Consider the following 22,720-nt stretch of genomic DNA (forward strand, 5'->3'; position numbering starts at 1 on the left):
GCCAGGTACTACTTCAGGCCGGGGTACAGCGGGAACTTCTCGGCCAGCGCGGCGACGCGGGCCTTGAGGTCGTCCGCGTCGTACGACGGCTTGAGGGCGGCCGCGATGATCTCCGCGACCTCCGTGAAGTCCTCGGCGCCGAAGCCGCGGGTGGCCAGCGCCGGGGTGCCGATCCGCAGGCCCGAGGTGACCATCGGGGGACGCGGGTCGTTCGGGATGGCGTTCCGGTTGACCGTGATGCCCAGCTCGTGGAGCCGGTCCTCGGCCTGCTGGCCGTCCAGCTCGGAGTTGCGCAGGTCGACGAGGACCAGGTGCACGTCGGTGCCGCCGGAGAGGACGGAGACGCCCACCTCGGTGACGTCCGGCTGGACCAGGCGCTCGGCCAGGATCCGGGCGCCGTCCAGAGTGCGCTGCTGGCGCTCCTTGAACTCCTCGCCCGCCGCGACCTTGAACGAGACCGCCTTCGCCGCGATCACGTGCTCCAGCGGACCGCCCTGCTGACCCGGGAAGACCGCCGAGTTGATCTTCTTGGCGAGCTCCTGGGTGGAGAGGATCACGCCACCGCGCGGACCGCCGAGGGTCTTGTGCGTGGTGGTGGTGACGACATGGGCGTGCGGCACCGGGTTGGGGTGCAGCCCGGCCGCCACCAGGCCCGCGAAGTGCGCCATGTCGACCATCAGGTACGCGCCGACCTCGTCCGCGATCCGGCGGAAGGCCGCGAAGTCCAGCTGGCGCGGGTAGGCGGACCAGCCGGCCACGATCAGCTTCGGCTGGGACTCCTTGGCGAGGCGCTCGACCTCCTCCATGTCCACGACACCGGTCTCGTCGACGTGGTACGGGACCACGTTGTAGAGCTTGCCGGAGAAGTTGATCTTCATGCCGTGGGTCAGGTGACCGCCGTGGGCCAGGTTCAGGCCCATGATCGTGTCGCCCGGCTTCAGCAGCGCGAACATCGCGGCGGCGTTCGCCTGCGCACCGGAGTGCGGCTGCACGTTCGCGGCCTCGGCGCCGAACAGGGCCTTGATCCGGTCGATCGCGATCTGCTCGACGACGTCGACGTGCTCACAACCGCCGTAGTAGCGGCGGCCGGGGTAGCCCTCGGCGTACTTGTTGGTGAGGACGGAGCCCTGTGCCTCCATGACGGCGACCGGAGCGAAGTTCTCCGAGGCGATCATTTCGAGGGTGGACTGCTGACGGTGGAGCTCGGCGTCGACGGCGGCGGCGACGTCCGGGTCCAGCTCGTGGAGGGAGGAGTTCAGAAGCGACATCAGGGGGTCCCTTAAGGTCTCAGTTGCCGGAGAACGCGGTGTACTCGTCGGCGGAGAGCAGATCGGCCGGCTCCTCCGCGACGCGCACCTTGAACAGCCAGCCGCCCTCGAAGGGAGCGGAGTTCACCAGCGAGGGGTCGTCCACGACGTCCTGGTTGGCCGCCGTCACCTCACCGGTCACCGGCGAGTACAGATCGCTGACGGACTTGGTCGACTCCAGCTCGCCGCAGGTCTCGCCCGCGGTCACCGTGTCACCGACCTCCGGGAGCTGGGCGTAGACGACGTCACCGAGCGCGTTGGCCGCGTACTCCGTGATGCCGATGGTGGCCACGCCGTCCTCGAGGGCCGACAGCCACTCGTGCTCCTTGCTGTACCGCAGCTGCTGGGGGTTGCTCATGACCTGAATTCTCCTGTACGCGGGGGAGTGCTGATGAACGGTGGTCTTGCGGTGTGAGACGGAGGTACGTCACTTCCGTGACGCCTGCGTGCCGGTGAGGAGGGCCCGGAATGCGCCGTTCCCTCCGGGATATCACTTCTGGCGCTTGTAGAACGGCAGCGCGACGACCTCGTACGGCTCGTGCGTGCCCCGGATGTCCACGCCCACGCCCGCGGTGCCCGGCGCGGCGAAGGCCGCGTCCACGTACGCCATGGCGATCGGCCTGCCCAGGGTGGGGGAGGGGGCGCCGGAGGTGACCTCGCCGATCACCTTGCCGTCCGCGACGACCGGGAATCCGGCGCGCGGGACCCGGCGGCCCTCGGCGATCAGGCCGACCAGCTTGCGCGGCGGAGCGGTCTCGGCGCGCTCGGCGGCGGCCTTCAACGCCTCGCGGCCGATGAAGTCGCCCTCCTTCTCGAACTTCACGACCCGGCCCAGACCCGCGTCGAACGGGGTCAGGGCGGTCGTCAGCTCGTGCCCGTACAGCGGCATGCCCGCCTCCAGGCGCAGCGTGTCCCGGCAGGAGAGCCCGCACGGGATCAGGCCGTGCGGCGCGCCGGCGTCGGTCAGCGCCTGCCACAGCTGCTCGGCGTGCTCGGGCGCGACGAACAGCTCGAAGCCGTCCTCGCCGGTGTAGCCGGTACGGGCGATGAGCGCGGGGACCCCGGCGACCGTGCCCGGCAGGCCCGCGTAGTACTTCAGCCCGTCCAGATCGGCGTCGGTGACGGCCTTCATGATCGCCGGGGACTCCGGGCCCTGGACGGCGAGCAGCGCGTAGGCGTCCCGGTCGTCGCGCACCGCGGCGTCGAAGCCGCCGACGCGCTCGGTCAGCGCGTCCAGCACGATCTGGGCGTTGCCCGCGTTGGCGACGACCATGTACTCGGTCTCGCCCAGGCGGTAGACGATCAGGTCGTCGACGATCCCGCCGTCGTCCTGGACGATCATCGTGTAGCGGGCCCGGCCGTTGCCGACGGTGGCGATGTTGCCCACCAGCGCGTAGCTCAGGAAGGCGGCGGCCTCGGGCCCGGTGACGGTGATCTCGCCCATGTGGGAGAGGTCGAAGAGGCCCGCCCGGGTGCGTACGGCGTTGTGCTCGTCGCGCTCGCTGGCGTACCGCAGGGGCATGTCCCAGCCCGCGAAGTCGGTCATGGTGGCGCCGAGCGAGCGGTGCAGTGCGTCGAGGGCGGTGAGACGGGGGGCAGTGCTCATGGATACGGCTCCAGGGCATGACGACGTCAGGACGGAAAATCCTCCCCATCTGTCATCGGAACCTGAGAGGTTCGCCGATAGCCCCTGACGGGGTATGCCCCCGGAGGGCGCCCCTGTTCAGGGGGCTCGGCTTGCACCTTGGGTGGAGCCGCAGGGCGACTCGCTTTTCAGATCTGCCTCATCCACGCGGTACGGGGCCTGAGAGATTCAAGGGAGGATCTTGCTCCTTCGGCGCCCGGCTCACACTGTGGCCGGAACTCTCCCGCGCGGATTCGAACGGCCGGTATGCAGTTGGCGGGGTCATCATCGCATGCATCGGGCGGGAGTGGGGGCCCGGTCTCCCCTCCGGTCCCCGGGGACGTGAAGCCCCGCGGATCGGGGCATGATCCGGGCGACGGGCCGGAGGTCGGTTGTGTCGCATTGCCTTTTCTTTACACTTCAGGAGCAGACGTGCGAGACCCGACAGCAGGGGGATGGGCGATGGCGTTGCAGCGGTCGGTACCGGCCGCGGGGGTCGCGCACGGCGCGGTGCCCGCTCGGCGCGGCGCTCCCGTGCGGGAGCTGCTGGAGACCCGTGCGCCGGTGGTACGTGACCTGCGCGGGCGCACCGGCTACGGCCCGTACAGCCTCGACCTCACCGCCGGTGACATCGTCGTGGTCTCGGGGCTCCCCGGCAGCGGCAAGTCCACCCTCATCAGGCGGGCCGTGCAGGGGCGTGCCGTCGACTCCCAGAACACCCGCGACAGCTGGGCCGCCGCCGTGCCCGGGTTAGTGCCCTACGCCCTCTACCGCCCCCTCGTCCGGGCCGCGCACTACCTCGGCCTGCGGAAGGCCCTGCGGTCCGGTGAATCCGTCGTCGTGCACGACTGCGGCACCCAGACCTGGGTACGCCGCTGGCTCGCCCGGCACGCGGCGGCCCGGGGCCGCACCTTCCATCTGATCCTGCTCGACGTGACGCCCGACGTGGCGCGGCAGGGGCAGCGCGAGCGCGGGCGCGGGGTCTCCGGCTACGCCTTCGCCCGCCACCGGCACGCGGTGGCCCGGCTGCTCCGGGACACCGAACAGGGGCTGCTGCCCGCCGGCTGCACCTCCGCGGTGCTGCTCGACCGCGAGGCCGCGGGGGCGCTCGGCCGGATCTCCTTCACGGACGCCGGAGCTTCCGCCGCCCGCTGAGGTTAGGGTGCTGGCCGGAGCAGAGGGCCGCCGCGGCGCGGCCCGGGCGGTTGAGAGAGGGCACAGAGCCAGTGGACATTCCGGCACCCGCACCGGCCCACCCCCAGCAGGGGTGGCCCGCCAACGAGCTCGAAGAGGTGCTGACGGCCTCGCTCGGCGTCCCGGACGCGGGCGGCCGCCTCGTCGAGGTGCTCGGCCGCAGCTCCCTCTGGGTGCCCCTGCCGAACGGCGGCACCCCCGCGAGCGCGGACCTCGACCTGCCGATGATGGAGATCGAGGGCGCGGCCTTCGTCCCCGTCTTCAGCTCGGAGGCCCAGTTCCTCAGCTGCGTCGGCAGCCATATGTCCTTCACCGTCGCGCCCGCCCGCGACTTCGCGCGGGGCCTGCCCCCGCAGGTCGGGATCGCCGTGAACCCGGGCGGCGTCGTCGGCATACCGCTGCCGCCGCCCGCCGTCGCCGAGCTCTGCCGGGCGGGCCGCACCGCCCTGGACGGGCCCGCCACCGGCGGCCGGGTCCGGCTGTTCGAGCCGGACTGGCAGCACGACCCGGTCGATTTCCTCACCGCCGTGTCCGAGGAGTTCGAGGCCACCGGAGTCGTGAGCACCGCCCGCCGGACGCTGGCCAGCATCGAGGGCGGCGACCCGGTCCTCTTCGTCGGCGTCGAGTTCGCCACCTGGGACGGCGCGGGGCAGAGCGCCCCCATGGACGCCATCGGCCGGGCCCTCGGCCGGGTCCAGGTGCCGTGGCCGGTCAACCTGGTCCTGCTCGATGTGGCCCAGGACCTCGTGGGCGACTGGATGCGGGAGAAGGTCCGCCCGTTCTACCGCCGCGAGGGCCACTGAGGGCCACCGGTTCACCGGCGCGAGGGCCGGTGAGGCCCTGAGGACCGGGCGCTGCGGGTCCGTGGCGTCAAGTCGGTGTCTGAAGGGGCGCATAAGCTGGTTTGATGGCGTGGTGGCTCCCGTGTGCCCGGGAGCGATGGCGTGAAGGCGACGGATCGACGAGGGGCGGAACCCAGGGTGAGTGCGTCAGGCACCGCGGCGGGCGGAAAGGTGGAGCGGCTGCTCCGCCAGGTGACCCCCGGGCGTTACGACGCCTACGAGGAACTGCTCTCCGCTGTCGCCGAGGGCCGGATCTGGATGCTGCTCTGGCACGGCACGGCCGGCTCGCCGGACGCCCAGTACGGAAACATGGAGATCGACGGCCTGGGGTACGCCCCCTGCGTCACCTCCGCCCAGGAGCTCTCCGCCAGTGGCTGGAACCGGGCCCACGAGCTGGTCACCGGACGTGAGATCGCCCGCGCCCTCTTCCCCGACCGCTGGGGCATCTGGCTCAACCCGCACGGCCCCGGGGGCGGCGTCGGCATCCCCTGGCTCGATCTGCGCCGTATCGCGACCGGTCTGGACCGGCTGCCCGCCGGACCGCTCCGGCTGAGCGAACCGGCCATCGAACTCCCGCAGTTCTACGCCCTGCTCACCCAGAACGCCCACCGCACCCCCGCGATCCGCTCCCTGCGCCGCGCCTGGGTGCACCCCGCGGTCGGCGTCCCGTATCTCGCGATCGGCCTCGACCTCTACGACACCGGCCGCGCCGCCGTCGAATCGGTGCGCGAGATGATGCGGCAGTCGGTCGGCGCTGTCCCCGAGGGGCTGCCGGTCTCCACCGTCGCGCTCTCCGACGAGTACGACCCGGTCGGCATGTGGCTGCGCGCCAACACCCGCCCGTTCTACGACCGCGAGGCCCACGCCCCGGCGGGCCCCCGGTCTGCCGCCGCCCCGGGCTACGGCTACCCGCCGCTCCCTCGCTGACTCGAAGGGCCCATCGAAGGCCCCCGCAGGCCTCGCCGACCCGAAGACCCCCGTCGCGGGGGAGAGCTCCGCCCTCGGTCACCCTCCGTCGAACACCCCTCGATGTCCGGCTTGTTAACTTCCCCCGGGAGGATGTCCCGGAACTGGACGGTTTGTTAACTGTCCGGGTCTCGACTAGGTCTCACCGCTATCCGGACTGTTCTCTTGCGGTGGGCACCGTCTGTAGTGTGCGGCCATCAAACCTCACCACATGGCGAACCAGGGGTGGACCCATGCGAATATTCAAGTCCCGGGCTGTCCGGGCGATCACGACAGCGGTCGCTGTCGGTCTGATCGCCACGGGCTGTTCCAGCGATCGGGACGGGGGTGACGCCAAGGGGGGCGACAAGGACACCTTCGTCTTCGCCGGAGCCGGTGACCCCGGTTCCCTCGACCCGGCCCTCGCGAGCGACGGCGAGACGTTCCGCGTCACCCGTCAGGCCTTCGAGGCGCTGCTGGAGCACGAGCCCGGCGGCAGCAAGCTCGTCGGCGGTCTCGCCGAGAAGTGGTCGAGCGACGAGGCCGGCAAGGTCTGGACGTTCAACCTCCGCCAGAACGTCAAGTTCCACGACGGCGAGGCGTTCAACGCCGCCGCGGTCTGCGCGAACTACGACCACTGGTTCAACTGGAAGGGCACGTACCAGTCCAGCGCGGTCTCCTACTACTGGCAGACCATCATGGGCGGGTTCGCGAAGAACGAGGACGCCGAGGCGCCCAAGCCCAACTACAAGTCCTGCACCGCCAAGGACGAGAACACGGCCGTCATCGAGGTGAACGAGCCCTCGGCGAACCTGCCGGGCGGATTCTCCCTCCAGGCGCTCGCGATCCACTCCCCGAAGGCCATCAAGGAGTACGAGAAGCAGGACGCGACCGCCAAGGGCGACGCGATCACGTACCCCAAGTACAGCCAGGAGGCCGGCACGGTCGCCGGTACCGGCCCGTACAAGATCGTCAAGTGGAACAAGGGGAACAAGGAAGTCTCCCTGGAGCGCTTCGACGACTACTGGGGCGCCAAGGCCAAGGTGAAGAACCTGGTCTTCCGCACCATCTCCACCGAGGAGACCCGCCGCCAGGCGCTCCAGGCGGGTGACATCGACGGCTACGACCTGGTCGCGCCGGCCGATGTGACGACGCTGGAGAAGGAGGGTTACGAGGTCCCGACCCGTGACGTCTTCAACATCTTCTACCTCGGCATGAGCCAGTCGGCGAACCCGGCGCTGAAGAAGCCCGAGGTCCGTCAGGCGATCACCCACGCCATCGACCGCGAGAACCTCGTCAACACCCAGCTGCCCGAGGGCGGCAAGGTCGCGACCCAGTTCATGCCCGACACGGTTGCCGGCTACTCGGACAAGGTGAAGACCTACCCGTTCGACACCGCCAAGGCGAAGGACCTCCTCAAGCAGGCCGGCGAGGAGAAGCTCAGCATCGACTTCTGCTACCCGACCGAGGTCACCCGCCCGTACATGCCTGCCCCGCAGGACATGTTCGAGCTGATGAAGGCCGACCTGGAGAAGGCCGGCATCACCATCAAGCCGAAGGCCATGAAGTGGGCCCCGGACTACCTGGACGCCACCGAGGCCGGCTCCTGTGCCCTGCACATGCTCGGCTGGACCGGTGACTTCAACGACGGCTACAACTTCATCGGCACCTGGTTCGCCGGACCGGACAAGCAGTGGGGCTTCAAGGACCAGAAGGTCTTCGACGCCGTGAACGCCGCTTCCGAGGTCACCGACCCGGCCGGCCGCACCGAGGCGTACAAGAAGGCCAACGAGGCCATCATGGAGTACGTCCCGGGCGTGCCGATCTCCTCGTCGCCGCCGGCCATCGCGTTCGCCAAGAACGTCAACCCGCCGAAGGTCTCCCCGCTGACGCAGGAGAACTTCGCCGAGGTCTCCTTCAAGTAATCGCACACCAGCGGGTCCGCCCGGCCACAGCAACCAGGTGGCCGGGCGGACCCGCATCGACGCACGTGAGAAAGGGGCATGCGGGGTGCTGCGACTCGTCGTAAGAAGACTTCTCCAGCTCATTCCCACCCTGCTCGGCCTGTCGGTCCTGCTGTTCCTCTGGCTGAACCGACTGCCCGGCGGACCCGCCTCAGCGATCCTGGGCGAGCGGGCCACCGAAGCCGAAGTGGCGAGAATCAACCGTGCACTCGGGCTCGACGAGCCGGTGCACGTCCAGTACTGGCGCTTCCTCAAGCGCATCTTCGAGCTCGACCTCGGAACCTCCACCCAGACCGGCCAGCCGGTGTGGGACGAGTTCGCCCTGCGCTTCCCGGCCACCGTGGAGCTCAGCGTCGCCGCGATCCTGATCGCCGTGGTAGTCGGCATTCCGATGGGCTACCTGGCGGCCAAGCACCGCGGCGGCTGGCTCGACGTCGCCTCGGTCTCCGGATCGCTGCTCGGCATCTGCATCCCGGTCTTCTTCCTGGCCATGCTGCTGCGCGGGATCTTCTCCGTGGAGCTGGGCTGGTTCCCGAGCCAGGGGCGCCTCACCACCGGTATCAACGCCACCGACGTCACCGGATTCGCGGTGCTGGACGGGTTGCTGACCGGTGAGCTCGACGCCAGCTGGGACGCGATCACGCACTTGATCCTGCCCGCCGTCGCCCTCGCCTCCATCCCGCTCGCCGTGATCGTCCGGATGACCCGGGCCAGCGTCCTGGAGGTGCTCGGCGAGGACTACATCCGTACCGCCGAGTCCAAGGGCCTCGACAAGCGCACCGTGCGCGGCCGGCACGTGCTGCGCAACGCGCTGCTCCCGGTGATCACCGCGGTCGGCCTGCTGACCGGCAGCCTGCTCTCCGGTGCGGTCCTCACCGAGTCCGTCTTCGACTTCGGCGGCATCGGCTCCTTCATCCGTACCGCGATCGACGGCCGCGACTACCCGGTCCTCGTCGGGTTCATTCTCTTCATCGCGATGGTGTACGTGCTGATCAACCTGCTGGTCGACCTCGCGTACAGCATCATCGACCCGAGAGTGCGGGTGCACTGACGTGACGATCCTGACCAACACAGCAGACAAGATCGACCGTCTTGCCGAGCTGACCCAGAGCAACGAGAGCGTCAGCGGCAGCAGCCTGTGGCGCGAGGCGTTCCGGCGCATGCGCTCCAGCAAGATGGCGATCATCGGCGCGGCCATCATCGCCGCGTTCATCCTGGTCGCCGTCGTCGGGCCGATGCTGGCCCCGCACGGGGCGACCGCGCAGAACTGGCGCAGCGAGGTCTTCCCCAACCAGGGCAAGTTCGTCGGCATGCGCGGCGAGAACTGGTTCGGCCTGGACCACCTGGGCCGCGACATGTTCTCCCGCTGGCTCGTCGGCGCCCGGCAGACGCTGCTCGTCGGTGTGGTCTCCATGCTCATCGGCCTGATCGTCGGCGCGCTCGTCGGTGTGCTCTCCGGAGCCGCCGCCACCCTCGGCGGCAAGGCCGGGCAGCGCGTCGACACCGTGATCATGCGCTTCACCGACATCATGCTGTCGCTGCCCTCGCTGCTGCTCGCGGTCTCCATCGCCGCCGTGCTCGGCCAGTCGCTGACCACCGTGATGATCGCCGTGGGTGTCGTCCAGATCCCCATCTTCGCCCGCCTGCTGCGCGGTTCGATGCTGGTGCAGGGCGGCTCGGACTACGTGCTCGCCGCGAAGGCGGTCGGCATCCGGCGCAAGCGGATCGTGCTCACGCAGATCCTGCCGAACTCGCTGAGCCCCGTGATCGTCCAGGCCACCCTGAGCCTGGCCACCGCGATCATCGAGGCCGCGGCCCTGTCCTACCTGGGGCTCGGCAACCCCGATCCGGCCGTTCCCGAGTGGGGCGTGATGCTCTCCCAGGCGCAGCGCTTCTTCGACAACGAGCCGATGATGGCCGCCTATCCGGCCATCGGGATCATCATCACCGCCCTCGGCTTCACCCTGCTCGGCGAGGCCATGCGCGAAGCCCTCGACCCGAAGTTGCGAGGCTGAAGTCCCATGTCACTGCTCTCCGTTGAGGAACTCAGCGTCACCTTCACCGCCCGCGGCCGCAAGGACGCCACGGCCGTGGACGGTGTCTCCTTCGCCGTCGACCAGGGCCAGGTCGTGGGCCTGGTCGGCGAGTCGGGCTGCGGCAAGTCCGTCACCTCGCTCGCCCTGATGGGGCTGCTGCCCCGCAAGGGCGTGCGGATCGGCGGCCGCGCCGAGTTCGACGGCCAGAACCTGCTGACCATGAACGAGCGCAGGCTCCGCGACATGCGCGGCAGCCAGCTCGCGATGATCTTCCAGGACCCGCTGTCCTCGCTGAACCCGGTCGTCCCGATCGGCATCCAGGTCACCGAGATCCTCCAGCGCCACCGCGGCCTGAAGGGCGAGAAGGCCCGCAAGGAAGCCGCCTCGCTGCTCGACCGGGTCGGCATCCCCGACCCGGCGCGGCGGCTCAAGGAGTACCCGCACCAGCTCTCCGGCGGTATGCGCCAGCGGGCGCTGATCGCCATGGCGGTCGCCTGCGCCCCCCGGCTGCTGATCGCCGACGAGCCGACGACCGCCCTGGACGTCACCATCCAGGCGCAGATCCTGGAGCTCCTGAAGGAACTGGTCGACCAGGAGGGCACCGCCCTGCTGATGATCACGCACGACCTCGGCGTCGTCGCCGGCCTCTGCGACGAGGTCAACGTCCTGTACGCCGGCCGGGCGGTGGAGTCGGCGGGCCGCCGCGAGCTGTTCGCCCACCCCACCCACCCGTACGCGCACGGGCTGCTCGGCTCCATCCCGCGTCTGGACGCACCGCGCGGCGAGCCGCTCAACCCGATCCGCGGCTCCATCAACGACAAGATCGCCTGGGCCGACGGCTGCGCGTTCGCACCCCGGTGCGACCACTACACGATGGAGTGCCTCACCGGCACCCCCGAACTGACCGAACCACGCACGGCCGGACACCAGGTGCGCTGCGTCAACCCGGTCCTGCCCAAGGCGGAGGTCCCGGCATGAGCCTTCTCGAACTGGACGACGTCAAAGTCCACTTCCCGGTCAAGAAGGGACTCTTCTTCGACCGGACGGTGGGCCACGTCTACGCGGTCGACGGCGTCTCGCTGTCCATCGAGGCCGGTCAGACGTACGGACTGGTCGGCGAGTCGGGCTGCGGCAAGACGACGCTCGGCCGGGCGGTCCTGCGGCTGAACGACATCACCGACGGCGGGGTCGTCTTCGACGGCACCGACCTGGCGAAGCTGCCCTCCGAGGAGATGCGGGCCTTCCGCCGCCGCCTCCAGATGGTCTTCCAGGACCCGCTGGGCAGCCTCAACCCCCGGCAGAACATCGAGTCGATCCTGTCCGAGGGCATGGCCGCCCACGGCATCGGCAAGGACCAGACGGAGCGCCGGGAGAAGATCAAGGACATCCTGGCCAAGGTGGGCCTGCCGTCCAACGCGCTCTCCCGCTACCCGCACGAGTTCTCCGGCGGCCAGCGCCAGCGCATCGGCATCGCCCGCGCGCTGGTCCTGGAGCCGGACGTGATCATCTGCGACGAGCCGGTCTCCGCGCTCGACGTCTCGGTCCAGGCGCAGGTCATCAACCTGCTGGAGGAGCTCCAGGAGTCCCTCGGCCTGACCTACCTGGTGATCGCGCACGACCTCGCGGTCGTCCGGCACATCTCGGACGTCATCGGGGTGATGTACCTCGGCGGGCTCGTCGAGGAGGCCCCGAGCGACGCGCTGTACGCGGGGCCCCGGCACCCGTACACCAAGGCGCTGATGTCGGCCGTCCCGGTGCCCGATCCCGAGGTCGAGGACCGCCGCGAGCGCATCCTCCTCCACGGCGACCTGCCCTCCCCGGCGAACCCGCCGGCCGGCTGCCGCTTCCACACCCGCTGCCCGTGGGTGCAGGAGACCAAGTGCGCCACGGAGCGCCCGCCGCTGCTGGACACCGGCGACGGGCACAAGGTGGCCTGCCACTTCACGGCCGAGATCGAGGCCGGCACGGTGCAGCAGACCCTGGCGACCGGCATCGAGGCGGTCACGGGGACGGAGACCCTCGCGGCCGAGGCCGTCGAGGTCTCGGAGGGCGAGACCGCGGCCGAGGCCCCGGCCGACGCCCCCGGGAAGGAGCCCGCGACCGTACCGGCCCAGGCCGACGCGGAGGCCGAGGACGCCGAGAAGGGGACGGCGGACGCCGCCAAGAAGGCGGAGGGCAGCCCCAAGGCCTAGGGGGCGTCCGGGACCGGCACAATTGCCCGGTGCTCACCGAACTGTTCACGCCCTCCGTCCAGCATGCGCTCGACCTCGTCGGGATCTTCGTCTTCGCGATCTCGGGCGCCCTGCTCGCCGTCCGCAAGAACTTCGATGTCTTCGGCATCGCGGTTCTCGCGGAGGTGACAGCGCTCGGCGGAGGGCTGTTCCGTGATGTCATGATCGGCGCGATCCCGCCCGCCGCCTTCACCGACCTCGGCTACTTCATCACCCCGCTGTTCGCCGCCGGCCTGGTCTTCTTCCTCCACCCGCACGTGGAGCGCATCCAGGTCGGCGTCAACGTCTTCGACGCGGCGGGGCTCGGCCTGTTCTGTGTGACCGGCACGGTCAAGGCGTACGAGTACGGCCTCGGGCTCACCGCGTCCGCCGCGCTCGGCCTGGCCACGGCGGTCGGCGGCGGTGTGCTGCGCGACGTCCTCGCCAACGAGGTCCCCTCGCTGCTGCGCTGGGACCGCGACCTGTACGCGGTGCCCGCGATCGTCGGCGCGACCATGGTGGTCCTGTGCATCCGCTTCGACACCCTGAACGCGCTGACCAGCGGGATGGCGGTGATCGCCGCGTTCGTCCTGCGGCTGCTGGCGCTGCGCTTCCACTGGCGGGCGCCCCGCGCCTACAACCGGTCCTCCGCGCGGGCCGAGGAGGGCTCGGCGGCGACCTAGCCCGGCGGTGCGCCCGCCATGATTCGGCAACGAAAAAGCTACCGCTCAGTAATGCAATGGATGTACCGTGCATGCCATGGCACAGGCAGCGACTGAGGCAGTGACCGGAGCGGCGCGGACCGCACCGGCGACCATCGGCGACAGCGAGTTCGACCGGGACACGGCGGTCACCCTGCGCGAGGAGGGCGTCTACGACGCCGAGCTCTCCGCGGGCTGGACGATCATCCACGCCGTCAACGGCGGCTATCTGCTGGCCCTGCTCGGCCGGGCGCTGGGCGAGGCCCTGCCGCACCCCGACCCGTTCTCCGTCTCGGCGCACTACCTCACCGCCTCCGTGCCCGGCCCCGCGGTGATCCGCACCCAGGCCGTCCGGACCGGCCGCACCCTCTCCACGGGTCAGGCCTCCCTCTTCCAGTACGCGGAGGACGGCAGCGAGGTCGAGCGCATCCGGGTCCTGGCCACCTACGGCGACCTGGACACGCTCCCCGACGACGTCCGCACCACGGCCCTGCCGCCCGCCATGCCCGGCCGGGACCACTGCCTCGGCGCGGCCGACGGCGACGCCCCGATCCCCGGCAGCTCCGCCATCACCGAGCGCCTCGACATCAAGCTCGACCCGGCCACCGTCGGCTGGGCGATCGGCGCCCCTTCCGGCAAGGGCGAGATGCGCGGCTGGTTCGGCCTGGCCGACGGCCGTGACCCGGACCCGCTGTCGCTGCTGCTCACCGTGGACGCCCTGCCGCCGACCTCGTTCGAGCTGGGCCTGACCGGCTGGACCCCCACCGTCGAGCTGACCACCCATATCCGCTGCCGCCCCGCGCCCGGCCCGCTGCGCGTCGCCATCACCACCCGGAACCTCGCGGGCGGCTTCCTGGAGGAGGACGCCGAGGTCTGGGACAGTGCCGACCGCCTCGTCGCCCAGTCCCGCCAGCTCGCCAAGGCCCCGCGCACCGCGTAGCCGCCCCGGGGGTGCCGCCCCACCTTCGGACCTGCCGAGCGCCTCGACGTTCCCGTACGCATCATCTGCCGGGGCGTCGGGGCGCTTTCGGCTGTCCGGTGTCCGCGAGGTCGGGTGCGGTGGTGGTCATGTACGTGTCCCTTCCGGTGTGCAGGGCGCCGGCCGGTCGGCCGGTGGGTCCGGGCGGCTCCTCGGTGGATGACGGTGCGGTGCGGTCGAGCGGAGCGCCGTGGCCGCGAGATGCCCGGCGTGCGGCAACGGAACGTTGCGGCCGGTGCGGGGGCCCCGATGAGCCTTCTGCCGGCCCAACTCTGTGGTCGATACGGGAGAGCTTTGGGCACCGGCAACTCATGTCAAGAAGCGTCGGGGGAGGGTGAAGTCGGCCCCTGCCCGTGGGGCCTTCCGGTGAACAGGGCGATCAGCCGGTCCTCCTGGGGCCGGACGTCGTGAGCCGGAAGCGGGTCAGGTGCGGGCGATGCCGTCCGGCGCCGCCTCGTCCAGCCAGTGCGCCCGGCCGATGGTGACCAGCCGCAGGCGTCGCCGGGCCACCCGGACGGCCTCAGCCTCGCCCTCCGGCCCGGCCTCCAGCAGGGTCGACGCGGTGATCACCATGTGGTCCACATAGAGGCCGCCGAGCATCAGCAGATCCTCCTCGCTCCAGCCCGCGGACCCCGGCTCCTGGCCGAGCGCGCACGCCACCTCCTCGGCGAACCGCCGCAGCTGCGCCGCGATCGCCGCGCGCACCGCGCCGACCCCGCCGTGCTGCTCACGCGCGATGAACCGGAAGTGGGCGGGCTGCGCGCCGACATGGCGCGCTATCACCGCCACACTGCGGTCCAGCCGCTCCTCGCTGTCGCCCGTCTCCGCGAGCACCGCGGCGATCAGCCCGTGCAGGCTGCCCAGCGTCTCCTCCACCAGGGCGACGCCGAGCGCGGCGGTGTCCTCGAAGTGCCGGTAGAAGGCCGTCGGCGTGACCCCGGCGGCCCGGGTCACCTCCCGCAGCCCCAGGCTGCTCAGACTCTGGTGCTCCAGGAGGGCGAGCGCCGCGTCCAGGAGGGCCCGGCGCGTCCTGAGCTTCTGGGTCTGGCGGATTCCGGCGGGAGTGTGACTCATGCCATTCAGTAAACAACCGTTCTCCGAGATGAGGGAAGAGTGCCGGGTTTAGACTTTGGAGTCAGTGAACACTCGTACTCCGAACGGCTTTCGTCGTCGCACAGAGAGGTTCCGCCGTGCTCGTCCTCGTCGCCGCGCTGCTCCTGCTGGGAATCCTCCTCGGGGCGGTCGCCCACATCCCGCTGCCGCTGACGCTGGCCGCGGCGGCCGTGATCGGCTGCTGGCTGCTGATCTTCGCCGTACGCGAGCGCGCATCGCGCCGTACCCGCTGACCCGCCGTACGTACCGACTCACCGCACCCGCACCCGCCGAGCCTGCCGTTTCCCGGACCGATCCGAAGGAGCTCGCACCATGACCCTCACCCTCATCGACCGCACCCGCCGCACGGACGCCGCCCCCGGCAAGGATGACGTCGACGCGGGTGCGGCGCCGGAGAAGACCGCCGACGCCGCTCCGCGCCGGGCCCTCGGCCGTGAGGCGGACGGTCTCGCCGTCGCCTCGTTCGTCCTCGGCCTCGTCGGGCTGCTGGTCTTCAACATCGTGCTCGGTCCCATGGCGATCGTGATGGCGCTGCTGGCCCTGACCCGCCACACCCGCCGCCGGGGACGCGCCTTCCTCGGCCTCGCCCTGGGCGCCGCCGACCTCGCCGTGCTGGCCGCCCTGGTCACCGCCAACGGCACCGTCGCCTGGAGCATCGGCGGCTGACGCACCCCCCGAAGCGGTCCCGCGAGCCGCTCTCCCCGTTCCGGATCGGGCTTGGGGCCGGGGCTCCGACCGGCCGGTGGACCGGTCCGCCGCACCCCGCGCGGGTGTGCTCTGGGTCCAGGCCGTGACGCGCCCGGCGTGCGCCCCGCCCCGGGCTCGTAGAATCGGCCCCACCATGGCTTACCTCGACCACGCCGCGACCACCCCGATGCTTCCCGAAGCGATCGGGGCGATGACCGCCCAGCTCTCCGTCACCGGCAACGCGTCCTCGCTGCACGCCGCCGGACGCCGGGCCCGCCGCACCGTCGAGGAGTCCAGAGAAGCCCTCGCCGACTCCCTCGGTGCCCGCCCCAGCGAGGTGGTGTTCACCTCCGGCGGCACGGAGGCGGACAACCTCGCCGTCAAGGGCCTCTACTGGTCCCGCCGCGACGCCGACCCCCGCCGCACCCGGGTCCTCGCCGGCCCCGTCGAACACCACGCCGTCCTCGACGCGGTCGACTGGCTCGCCGAACACGAGGGCGCGAACGTCGACTACCTCCCCGTCGACCGCCATGGCCGGGTCCACCCCGAGGACCTGCGCGAGGCGATCCTCCGGAACCCCGACGACATCGCGATGATCACCGTGATGTGGGCCAACAACGAGATCGGCACGATCATGCCGGTACGTGAACTGGCGGCGGTGGCAGCGGAGTTCGGGATCCCGATGCACGCCGACGCGGTCCAGGCCTTCGGTCAGCTGGAGGTCGACTTCGCCCGCTCCGGACTGGCCGCGATGACGGTCAGCGGGCACAAGATCGGCGGCCCGTTCGGCATCGGCGCGCTGCTGCTGGGCCGCGACCACACCCCCGTGCCCGTCCTGCACGGCGGCGGCCAGGAGCGACACGTACGCTCCGGCACCCTGGACGTGCCCGCCGTCGCCTCGTTCGCGATCGCCGGACGGCTGGCGGCCGAACGGCGCGAGGAGTTCGCCCGGCGCGTGGGCGCCCTGCGCGACGAGCTCGTGACCGCCGTGCGTCTGGCCGTGCCGGACGCCGTGCTCGGCGGCGACCCGGACCCGGCCGGACGCCTGCCCGCCAACGCCCACTTCAGCTTCCCCGGCTGCGAGGGCGACTCCCTGCTCCTGCTGCTGGACGCGCAGGGCATCGAATGCTCCACCGGCTCCGCCTGCACCGCCGGGATCGCCCAGCCCAGCCACGTACTCCTGGCCACCGGGACCGATCCGGACCTGGCCCGGGGCACCCTGCGCTTCTCGCTCGGCCACACCTCGACCGAGGACGACGTGAAGGCGCTCGCCGAGGCGATCGGCCCGGCGGTCGAGCGGGCGCGGACGGCCGGACTCAGCTGAGACGGGCGCGGACGGCCGGGGTCGGCTGAGACGGGTGCGGACGGCCGGGGTCGGCTGAGACGGGCGTGGAGGACGGCCGGGGGCAGCCGACGAGGCCCGCCGCCGGCTCCGCTACGCCTTCGCCGACGGCGAGGGCGTCGGGCTCGGCGGCGCCGCCGCGGCCCGCCGCACCAGCTCCATGTACCGCTCCCAGTCCCAGTGCGGGCCCGGATCGGTGTGGTCGGTGCCCGGCACCTCCACATGCCCGATGATGTGCTCCCGGTCGATGGGTATGCCGTGCCGCGCGCAGATCGACGCCGTGAGCCGCGCCGACGAGACGTACATCGCCTTCGTGAGGTCCTTGGGCCGGTCCACGAACCCCTCGTGCTCGATGCCGACGGCCCGCTCGTTGTAGGAGCGGTTGCCCGCCTGGTACGCCACGTCCAGCTCGCGGATCATCTGCACCACCCGCCCGTCCTGTCCCACGATGTAGTGCGTCGCGGCCTGGTGGGCGGGGTCCTGGAACACCTTCACCGCGCTGGCGAAGCTGCCCTGGGTGACATGGATGATCACCCGGTCGATGGGGAAGTCGTCGGGCCGGTCCGCGCGCCGCCAGTTCGCCTCCGACGCGGCCACCCAGGTCGCCCCCGCGTAGTCCAGCTCGCCCGGCTTCCGGGGCTTCTCGACGCCGGGGACCTGCCACCACAGGCGCTTCACCCGGTCGCGCGCGAGCACGGCGGCGGTGCCGGCGGCCGCCACCGCGCCCCCGCCGATCAGCAGTGCGCGGCGGCTGACGCCGTCCGCCGGCTTCTTCCGCGAAGGCTTTCCCGATGGCTTTCGCGCAGCCCGGGTGCTCCCGTTGTTCCCCATGTGATCGTCAACGCTTATCCGCGAGCGTTCGGTTCCCGGCGACCCGTACCCTGGAGGGGCTATGACTCAGACTTCCCAGCGCCCTCTGCGTGTCCTCGCCGCGATGTCGGGCGGCGTGGACTCCGCCGTCGCCGCCGCCCGCGCCGTCGAGGCGGGCCACGACGTGACCGGTGTCCACCTCGCCCTGTCCGCGAACCCCCAGTCCTTCCGGACCGGGGCGCGCGGCTGTTGCACCATCGAGGACTCGCGGGACGCCCGCCGCGCGGCCGACGTCATCGGTATCCCGTTCTACGTCTGGGACCTGGCGGAACGCTTCCGCGAGGACGTGGTGGAGGACTTCGTCGCGGAGTACGAGGCCGGGCGCACGCCCAACCCCTGTCTGCGCTGCAACGAGAAGATCAAGTTCGCCGCCCTGCTCGACAAGGCCCTCGCCCTCGGCTTCGACGCCGTCTGCACCGGCCACTACGCCACGGTCGTGCTCACCGAGGACGGCAGCCGCGAGCTGCACCGCGCATCCGACATGGCCAAGGACCAGAGCTATGTACTCGGCGTCCTGGACGAGAAGCAGCTCGCCCACGCCATGTTCCCGCTCGGCGACACCCTCACCACCAAGGACGAGATCCGCGCCGAGGCCGAGCGCCGGGGCCTGGCCGTCGCCAAGAAGCCCGACAGCCACGACATCTGCTTCATCGCCGACGGCGACACCCAGGGCTTCCTGGCGAACCGCCTCGGCGGCCCGGCCGAGGGCGACATCCTCGACGAGTCGGGTGCGAAGCTGGGCACCCATGAGGGCGCGTTCGGCTTCACCATCGGCCAGCGCAAGGGCCTGAAGATCGGCCACCCGGCCCCCGACGGCAAGCCGCGCTACGTCCTCGACATCTCCCCGGTGAACAACACCGTCACCGTCGGACCCGTCGAGGCCCTGGACGTCACCGCCCTGACCGCGATCAAGCCCCGCTGGTGCGGAACGCCCCCGTCCGGCCCGGGTACGTACACCGCCCAGCTCCGCGCCCACGGCGGCGAGACCGAGGTCACCGCCGAGCTCGTCGACGGCTCCGAGCTGAACGTCACCTTCACCGAGCCGGTCCGGGGCGTCGCCCCCGGGCAGGCGGTCGTCCTCTACGACGGCACGCGCGTGGTCGGCTCGGCCACCATCGCCACGACGGTCCGCCGCGAGCGGGTGGCGGCGGGCGGCTGAGACCGGCCGCCCTTCGGGCGACGACAACAGTCTGCGGCCAGGCCTAGGACGCCTGGCGGTACGCGTACACGCCCCTCGCGAAGAAATCCGTCAGCACCGGCGCGAGCACCTGGGGCGCCACCTCGCGCATCTGGCCGGTCAGCGTGCGGTGCCGGCCGCGCGGCAGGGCCTCGGCCAGCGTCCGGGTCGCCGCCCGTGCCGGGGCGCTGCTGAAGCCGCCGCAGATCACCAGGGTCCGGGCGGCGACGGCCGAGAACCGCTCGGCGGGGATCGCCCCGTCGCCCAGCAGCGCGTCGTCGTACGCCAGGGTGTGCGCCATCGCCTCCAGCTCCGGCCACACCGGGGCCCGCCGCATCCGGGCGGCCGTCTCCTCGGCGACGCCCGTCATGGACAGGAACAGCTCCACCGCCCCGCCCCGGTCCCCGGCCGCCAGCAGTCGCTGCAACCGGGCCGTGCAGCGGGCCTTGAACCGCAGGCCGGTCGTCCCCGGCGTGTAGGGCGGCTCGTACACGGCGAGCAGTTCCACCGGGAGCCCGGCGGCGGCCGCCTCCAGGGCCAGCGCACCGCCGGAGGACATCCCGAAGACCGACGTGCCCGCCCCGGCCGCACCGACCACGGCGGCCAGGTCCTCGACCTCCCGCGCCACGGTCCAGCGCCCGGTCTCACCGCTGGCGCCCCGGCCCCGCCGGTCGTAGCTGATCACCGTGAAACGCGGTGCGAGCAGAGCGGCCAGCGCCGCGTCGCTCGCAGCCACGCCCAGCGCCCCGCCGACCAGCACCAGCGGCGGCCCTTCGCCCTGGCGGCGGTAGGCGATCGGCGTGCCGTCGGCGGAGAGAATCCTGTCCATGGGAGAGGAGACCGGGGCGGGCCGGGAAACTCATCGCCCGCCCGGAAAAAACTTCCCGGGCGGGCGGATCGGGGTCAGTCCGCCACCGTCTCCGTGGCGTAGAAGCAGAAGTGGTCCTTGATCGCGGCGACTTCGGGCTTCGGGTCCGGGTAGGCCCAGACGAGATCGGCGGCCCCCGGCCGCGACCAGTAGGAGGCGTCGCCCTTGAACGGGCAGTGGGTGGAGGTCTCCGACGGGGTGAGCAGTTCGGCGCGGACGTCCTCGGGCGGCAGGTAGTAGCGGACCGGACAGCCGGTCTCGCGGAGCACGAGCGGGCGGCGGCTCTCGGCCAGCACCTGTCCGTCGTGCACGGCCCGCACGTGCTCGGTGCCCTGCTCGACGGTGATGCGGTGTCCTCGGGTGGCAGTCATGCCTCTTTCAGCGGCGTACGGGGGCGGCTTCTTCCCGGTACGCCGAACCTTCCCCGGAAGGGGGGAGCGCCGGAGGAGGGTCGTACGGTTGCCCCATGAACATCTGCGTCTTCCTCTCCGCCGCCGACCTCGACGACCGCTACACCGTGCCCGCCCGCGAGTTCGCCGAGCTGCTCGGCCGAGGCGGTCACACCCTCGTCTGGGGCGGATCGGACAAGGGGCTGATGAAGGTCGTCGCGGACGGTGTGCAGGCGGCGGGAGGCCGGCTCGTCGGGGTGTCGGTCGAATTCCTCGCCGCGAGCGCCCGTCCGAACGCCGACGAGATGGTCATCGCCCGCGACCTCGCCGAGCGCAAGGCGCTCCTCCTGGAGAAGGCCGACGCCGTGGTGATCATGGTCGGCGGTACGGGGACGCTCGACGAGGCCACCGAGATCCTGGAGCTGAAGAAGCACGGCAAGCACACCAAGCCCGTCGTCCTGCTGAACACGGCGGGCTTCTACGACGGGCTGCGCCAGCAGTTCCAGCGCATGGAGGACGAGGGCTTCCTGCCGCTGCCCCTGACCGACCTCGTCTTCTTCGCCAAGGACGGCGTCGGCGCGCTGGCCTACCTGGAGGAGGCCGCCGGACTCCAGTAGGCGGCCCGGATCCGGGAGCGGCGCTCGCCCACCCGGAGGAGACCGCCCACCTCCGGCAGGAAGCCCGGATCTAGGATCGCCCCATGGCTACCCACCTCATCACCGGCGCCGGTTCCGGCATCGGCGCGGCTGTCGCCCGCCGTCTCCAGGAGCGCGGCGACGACCTCGTCCTGCTCGCCCGCGACGCCGGCCGCGCCAAGGAGTTCGCCGAGCGCCACCCGGGCGCGCGCACGCTCGTCGGCGACCTCGGCAACCCCGACCGGCTGTCCTGGGCGTTCGGCCAGCAGTCCGTGCCCGAGCGGATCGACACCCTGCTGCACATCGCGGGCGTCGTCGAACTCGGCGAAGTCGGGGAGCTCACCCCCAAGGCCTGGCACTTCCAGCTCAACGCCAACCTGGTCGCCCCCGCCGAGATCACCCGCCTCCTCCTCCCGCAGCTCCGCGTCGCCCGGGGCCACGTCCTCTTCGTGAACTCCGGCGCCGGACTCAACGCCCACGCCGGGTGGAGCGCCTACGCCGCGAGCAAGCACGGCCTCAAGGCGCTCGCCGACTCGCTGCGCCACGAGGAACACGGCAACGGGGTGCGCGTCACCTCCGTCTATCCGGGCCGCACCGCCAGCCCCATGCAGGCCAAGGTGCACCAGCAGGAGGGCAAGGAGTACGACGCGGAGCGTTGGATCGACCCCGAGTCGGTGGCCACCACGATCCTCATGGCGATCGACCTGCCGCGCGACGCCGAGGTCAACGACCTCACGGTCCGCCCCGGTCGCTGACGCCCCGCGTACGCGCGGGGCGAGCCGGGGACCGTAGGCTTCCCGGGTGAGCGAGAAGAGCAAGTTCAGCGGGTGCCCGGCGACCGGCATCGGGTCGATGCCCGGGGAAGACGCGAGGGAGGCGGCGAAGACCGTCACCGGCTCCTTCGCCGACGGCCAGGGGATGCCGTATCTGGCCGAACTGCCGGCGCGCGGGCCGGGCGCCGACATGATCGGCCGGAGCGTCGGCCTGCTCGTCGAGATGTACGGGCACCTCCAGCCGAGCGGCTGGCGGATCGGCGACCGGCCCGGGCGCGACACCCGGCGGGCCCGCTCCTGGCTGGGGGAGGACCTGGACGCCCTGGAGGAGTTCACCCAGGGGTACGAGGGGTTGCTCAAGGTCCAGGCCGTCGGGCCCTGGACGCTCGCCGCCGCCCTCGAACTGCGCGGCGGCGAAGCCATGCTGGGCGACGCGGGCGCCTGCCGCGACCTGGCCGGATCCCTGGCCGAGGGGCTCCGCGCCCACCTCGCGGAGGTCCGCCGCCGGATGCCCGGGGCGAGCGTCGTCCTCCAGCTCGACGAACCCTCCCTGACCGCCGTCCTGCTGGGCCGGGTCCGCTCCGCCAGCGGCTACCGCACCTACCGCGCCGTCGACCGCCAGGTCGTCGAGAGCGCCCTGCGCGACGTCCTCGCGGCGGCCGGCGAGGACGGGGCGACGCTCGTCCACTCCTGCGCCCCCGAGGTGCCCGTCGCGCTGCTGCGCCGGGCCGGTGCCGACGGCATCTCGTTCGACTTCTCCTTGCTCACGGAGCGTGAGGAGGAGACGATCGGGGAAGCGGTCGAAGGCGGCACCCAGCTGTTCCTGGGCGTGGTGCCCTCCACCGACGCGGCAACGGGGGCATTGTCGGACCCGGGCGGTAGCGTCATGGGAGTCAGGACGCTGTGGAGCAGGCTGGGGCTGAATCCGGGGACGCTCGCCGAGTCCGTCACGATCACCCCGTCGTGCGGCCTCGCGGGCGCGTCGCCCGCCTACGCCCGTACCGCGCTCGCCCACAGCGCCCGGGCGGCGAGGTCGCTCGCGGACAACCCTGAGTGACGGGGAC

At 71.6% G+C, this 22,720-nt stretch carries 24 protein-coding genes and 1 riboswitch; of the genes, 17 read left to right on the forward strand and 7 right to left on the reverse strand.

The features are described from left to right. Positions 1-8: 8 nt before the first annotated feature. The 3 genes from glyA to gcvT all read right to left on the reverse strand — a co-directional run bounded on the left by glyA (position 9) and on the right by gcvT (position 2,913). Entirely contained in the window at positions 9-1,268 is a 1,260-nt protein-coding gene (glyA, locus tag RNL97_RS23735; RefSeq protein WP_030580093.1) for a serine hydroxymethyltransferase, read from the reverse strand. A gap of 19 nt (positions 1,269-1,287) precedes the next feature. Then, on the reverse strand, positions 1,288-1,665 hold the full coding sequence (gene gcvH, locus RNL97_RS23740) for a glycine cleavage system protein GcvH (protein ID WP_010060008.1): 378 nt from the start codon (positions 1,663-1,665) through the stop codon (positions 1,288-1,290). A 132-nt stretch (positions 1,666-1,797) separates the two neighbouring features. After that, on the reverse strand, positions 1,798-2,913 hold the full coding sequence (gene gcvT / locus RNL97_RS23745; RefSeq protein WP_243315241.1) for a glycine cleavage system aminomethyltransferase GcvT: 1,116 nt from the start codon (positions 2,911-2,913) through the stop codon (positions 1,798-1,800). A 177-nt stretch (positions 2,914-3,090) separates the two neighbouring features. Then, a riboswitch (glycine riboswitch) is annotated at positions 3,091-3,188 on the reverse strand. 205 nt (positions 3,189-3,393) lie between these two features. Here gcvT and RNL97_RS23750 point away from each other — a divergent pair. From RNL97_RS23750 to RNL97_RS23795, 10 genes are all read left to right on the forward strand, one after another. Then, positions 3,394-4,086: an AAA family ATPase gene (locus tag RNL97_RS23750; RefSeq protein ID WP_030580101.1), complete on the forward strand. Its 693-nt coding sequence runs from the start codon at positions 3,394-3,396 to the stop codon at positions 4,084-4,086. Between the two features lie 71 nt (positions 4,087-4,157). After that, a complete protein-coding gene (locus tag RNL97_RS23755; protein ID WP_030580104.1) occupies positions 4,158-4,928 on the forward strand; it encodes an enhanced serine sensitivity protein SseB in 771 nt (256 codons plus the stop codon). Between the two features lie 177 nt (positions 4,929-5,105). Continuing rightward, entirely contained in the window at positions 5,106-5,894 is a 789-nt protein-coding gene (locus RNL97_RS23760) for an enhanced serine sensitivity protein SseB C-terminal domain-containing protein (protein ID WP_030580107.1), read from the forward strand. Between the two features lie 272 nt (positions 5,895-6,166). Beyond that, entirely contained in the window at positions 6,167-7,837 is a 1,671-nt protein-coding gene (locus RNL97_RS23765) for an ABC transporter substrate-binding protein (protein WP_030580110.1), read from the forward strand. Between the two features lie 85 nt (positions 7,838-7,922). Then, positions 7,923-8,927, forward strand: coding sequence for an ABC transporter permease (locus RNL97_RS23770; RefSeq protein ID WP_030580113.1), 1,005 nt, complete (start codon positions 7,923-7,925; stop codon positions 8,925-8,927). A 1-nt stretch (position 8,928) separates the two neighbouring features. Continuing rightward, positions 8,929-9,891 carry an ABC transporter permease gene (locus RNL97_RS23775; RefSeq protein WP_030580116.1) on the forward strand — a complete coding sequence of 321 codons (963 nt, stop codon included), beginning with the start codon at positions 8,929-8,931 and terminating at the stop codon, positions 9,889-9,891. Positions 9,892-9,897: 6 nt separating this feature from the next. Then, a complete protein-coding gene (locus RNL97_RS23780) occupies positions 9,898-10,890 on the forward strand; it encodes an ABC transporter ATP-binding protein (protein ID WP_030580119.1) in 993 nt (330 codons plus the stop codon). Beyond that, a complete protein-coding gene (locus RNL97_RS23785; RefSeq protein ID WP_313751175.1) occupies positions 10,887-12,104 on the forward strand; it encodes an ABC transporter ATP-binding protein in 1,218 nt (405 codons plus the stop codon). Before RNL97_RS23780 ends, RNL97_RS23785 begins: the two co-directional genes overlap by 4 nt. Positions 12,105-12,133: 29 nt before the next feature. After that, entirely contained in the window at positions 12,134-12,805 is a 672-nt protein-coding gene (locus RNL97_RS23790) for a trimeric intracellular cation channel family protein (protein ID WP_010059993.1), read from the forward strand. A 76-nt stretch (positions 12,806-12,881) separates the two neighbouring features. Next, positions 12,882-13,763 (forward strand): thioesterase family protein, encoded by an 882-nt coding sequence (locus RNL97_RS23795; protein WP_030580126.1) that lies wholly within the window; start codon positions 12,882-12,884, stop codon positions 13,761-13,763. A gap of 462 nt (positions 13,764-14,225) precedes the next feature. Here RNL97_RS23795 and RNL97_RS23800 read toward each other — a convergent pair whose 3' ends face one another. After that, positions 14,226-14,876, reverse strand: a complete 651-nt coding sequence (locus RNL97_RS23800; RefSeq protein ID WP_030580129.1) for a TetR family transcriptional regulator — start codon at positions 14,874-14,876, stop codon at positions 14,226-14,228. Between the two features lie 116 nt (positions 14,877-14,992). Here RNL97_RS23800 and RNL97_RS23805 point away from each other — a divergent pair, with 116 nt between their 5' ends. From RNL97_RS23805 to RNL97_RS23815, 3 genes are all read left to right on the forward strand, one after another. Next, the gene (locus RNL97_RS23805) at positions 14,993-15,148 is read left to right on the forward strand and encodes a hypothetical protein (protein WP_030580133.1); all 156 of its coding nucleotides are present in this window, start codon (positions 14,993-14,995) and stop codon (positions 15,146-15,148) included. 79 nt (positions 15,149-15,227) lie between these two features. Next, complete coding sequence (locus RNL97_RS23810; RefSeq protein ID WP_313751176.1) at positions 15,228-15,581, forward strand: hypothetical protein; 354 nt, start codon at positions 15,228-15,230, stop codon at positions 15,579-15,581. 175 nt (positions 15,582-15,756) lie between these two features. Continuing rightward, a complete protein-coding gene (locus tag RNL97_RS23815) occupies positions 15,757-16,926 on the forward strand; it encodes a cysteine desulfurase family protein (RefSeq protein ID WP_313751177.1) in 1,170 nt (389 codons plus the stop codon). Positions 16,927-17,037: 111 nt separating this feature from the next. On the opposite strand, the gene RNL97_RS23820 is transcribed toward RNL97_RS23815, so the two are convergent. After that, positions 17,038-17,775: an N-acetylmuramoyl-L-alanine amidase gene (locus tag RNL97_RS23820; protein ID WP_243315246.1), complete on the reverse strand. Its 738-nt coding sequence runs from the start codon at positions 17,773-17,775 to the stop codon at positions 17,038-17,040. 61 nt (positions 17,776-17,836) lie between these two features. Here RNL97_RS23820 and mnmA point away from each other — a divergent pair, with 61 nt between their 5' ends. After that, the gene (gene mnmA, locus RNL97_RS23825) at positions 17,837-18,973 is read left to right on the forward strand and encodes a tRNA 2-thiouridine(34) synthase MnmA (protein ID WP_030580144.1); all 1,137 of its coding nucleotides are present in this window, start codon (positions 17,837-17,839) and stop codon (positions 18,971-18,973) included. Between the two features lie 43 nt (positions 18,974-19,016). On the opposite strand, the gene RNL97_RS23830 is transcribed toward mnmA, so the two are convergent. Both RNL97_RS23830 and RNL97_RS23835 read right to left on the reverse strand, forming a co-directional pair. Continuing rightward, positions 19,017-19,820 (reverse strand): alpha/beta fold hydrolase, encoded by an 804-nt coding sequence (locus tag RNL97_RS23830; RefSeq protein ID WP_313751178.1) that lies wholly within the window; start codon positions 19,818-19,820, stop codon positions 19,017-19,019. Between the two features lie 74 nt (positions 19,821-19,894). After that, the gene (locus tag RNL97_RS23835; RefSeq protein ID WP_243315250.1) at positions 19,895-20,230 is read right to left on the reverse strand and encodes a DUF427 domain-containing protein; all 336 of its coding nucleotides are present in this window, start codon (positions 20,228-20,230) and stop codon (positions 19,895-19,897) included. Between the two features lie 95 nt (positions 20,231-20,325). Between RNL97_RS23835 and RNL97_RS23840 the strand changes: the two genes are divergently transcribed. From RNL97_RS23840 to RNL97_RS23850, 3 genes are all read left to right on the forward strand, one after another. After that, the gene (locus RNL97_RS23840) at positions 20,326-20,865 is read left to right on the forward strand and encodes an LOG family protein (RefSeq protein ID WP_030580151.1); all 540 of its coding nucleotides are present in this window, start codon (positions 20,326-20,328) and stop codon (positions 20,863-20,865) included. Between the two features lie 83 nt (positions 20,866-20,948). Continuing rightward, positions 20,949-21,638, forward strand: coding sequence for an SDR family oxidoreductase (locus RNL97_RS23845; protein WP_030580153.1), 690 nt, complete (start codon positions 20,949-20,951; stop codon positions 21,636-21,638). 46 nt (positions 21,639-21,684) lie between these two features. Further along, positions 21,685-22,713, forward strand: a complete 1,029-nt coding sequence (locus tag RNL97_RS23850; RefSeq protein ID WP_030580155.1) for a methionine synthase — start codon at positions 21,685-21,687, stop codon at positions 22,711-22,713. Positions 22,714-22,720: the final 7 nt, after the last annotated feature.

The organism is Streptomyces parvus, from assembly GCF_032121415.1.
Taxonomy (GTDB): Bacteria; Actinomycetota; Actinomycetes; order Streptomycetales; family Streptomycetaceae; genus Streptomyces; species Streptomyces globisporus_A.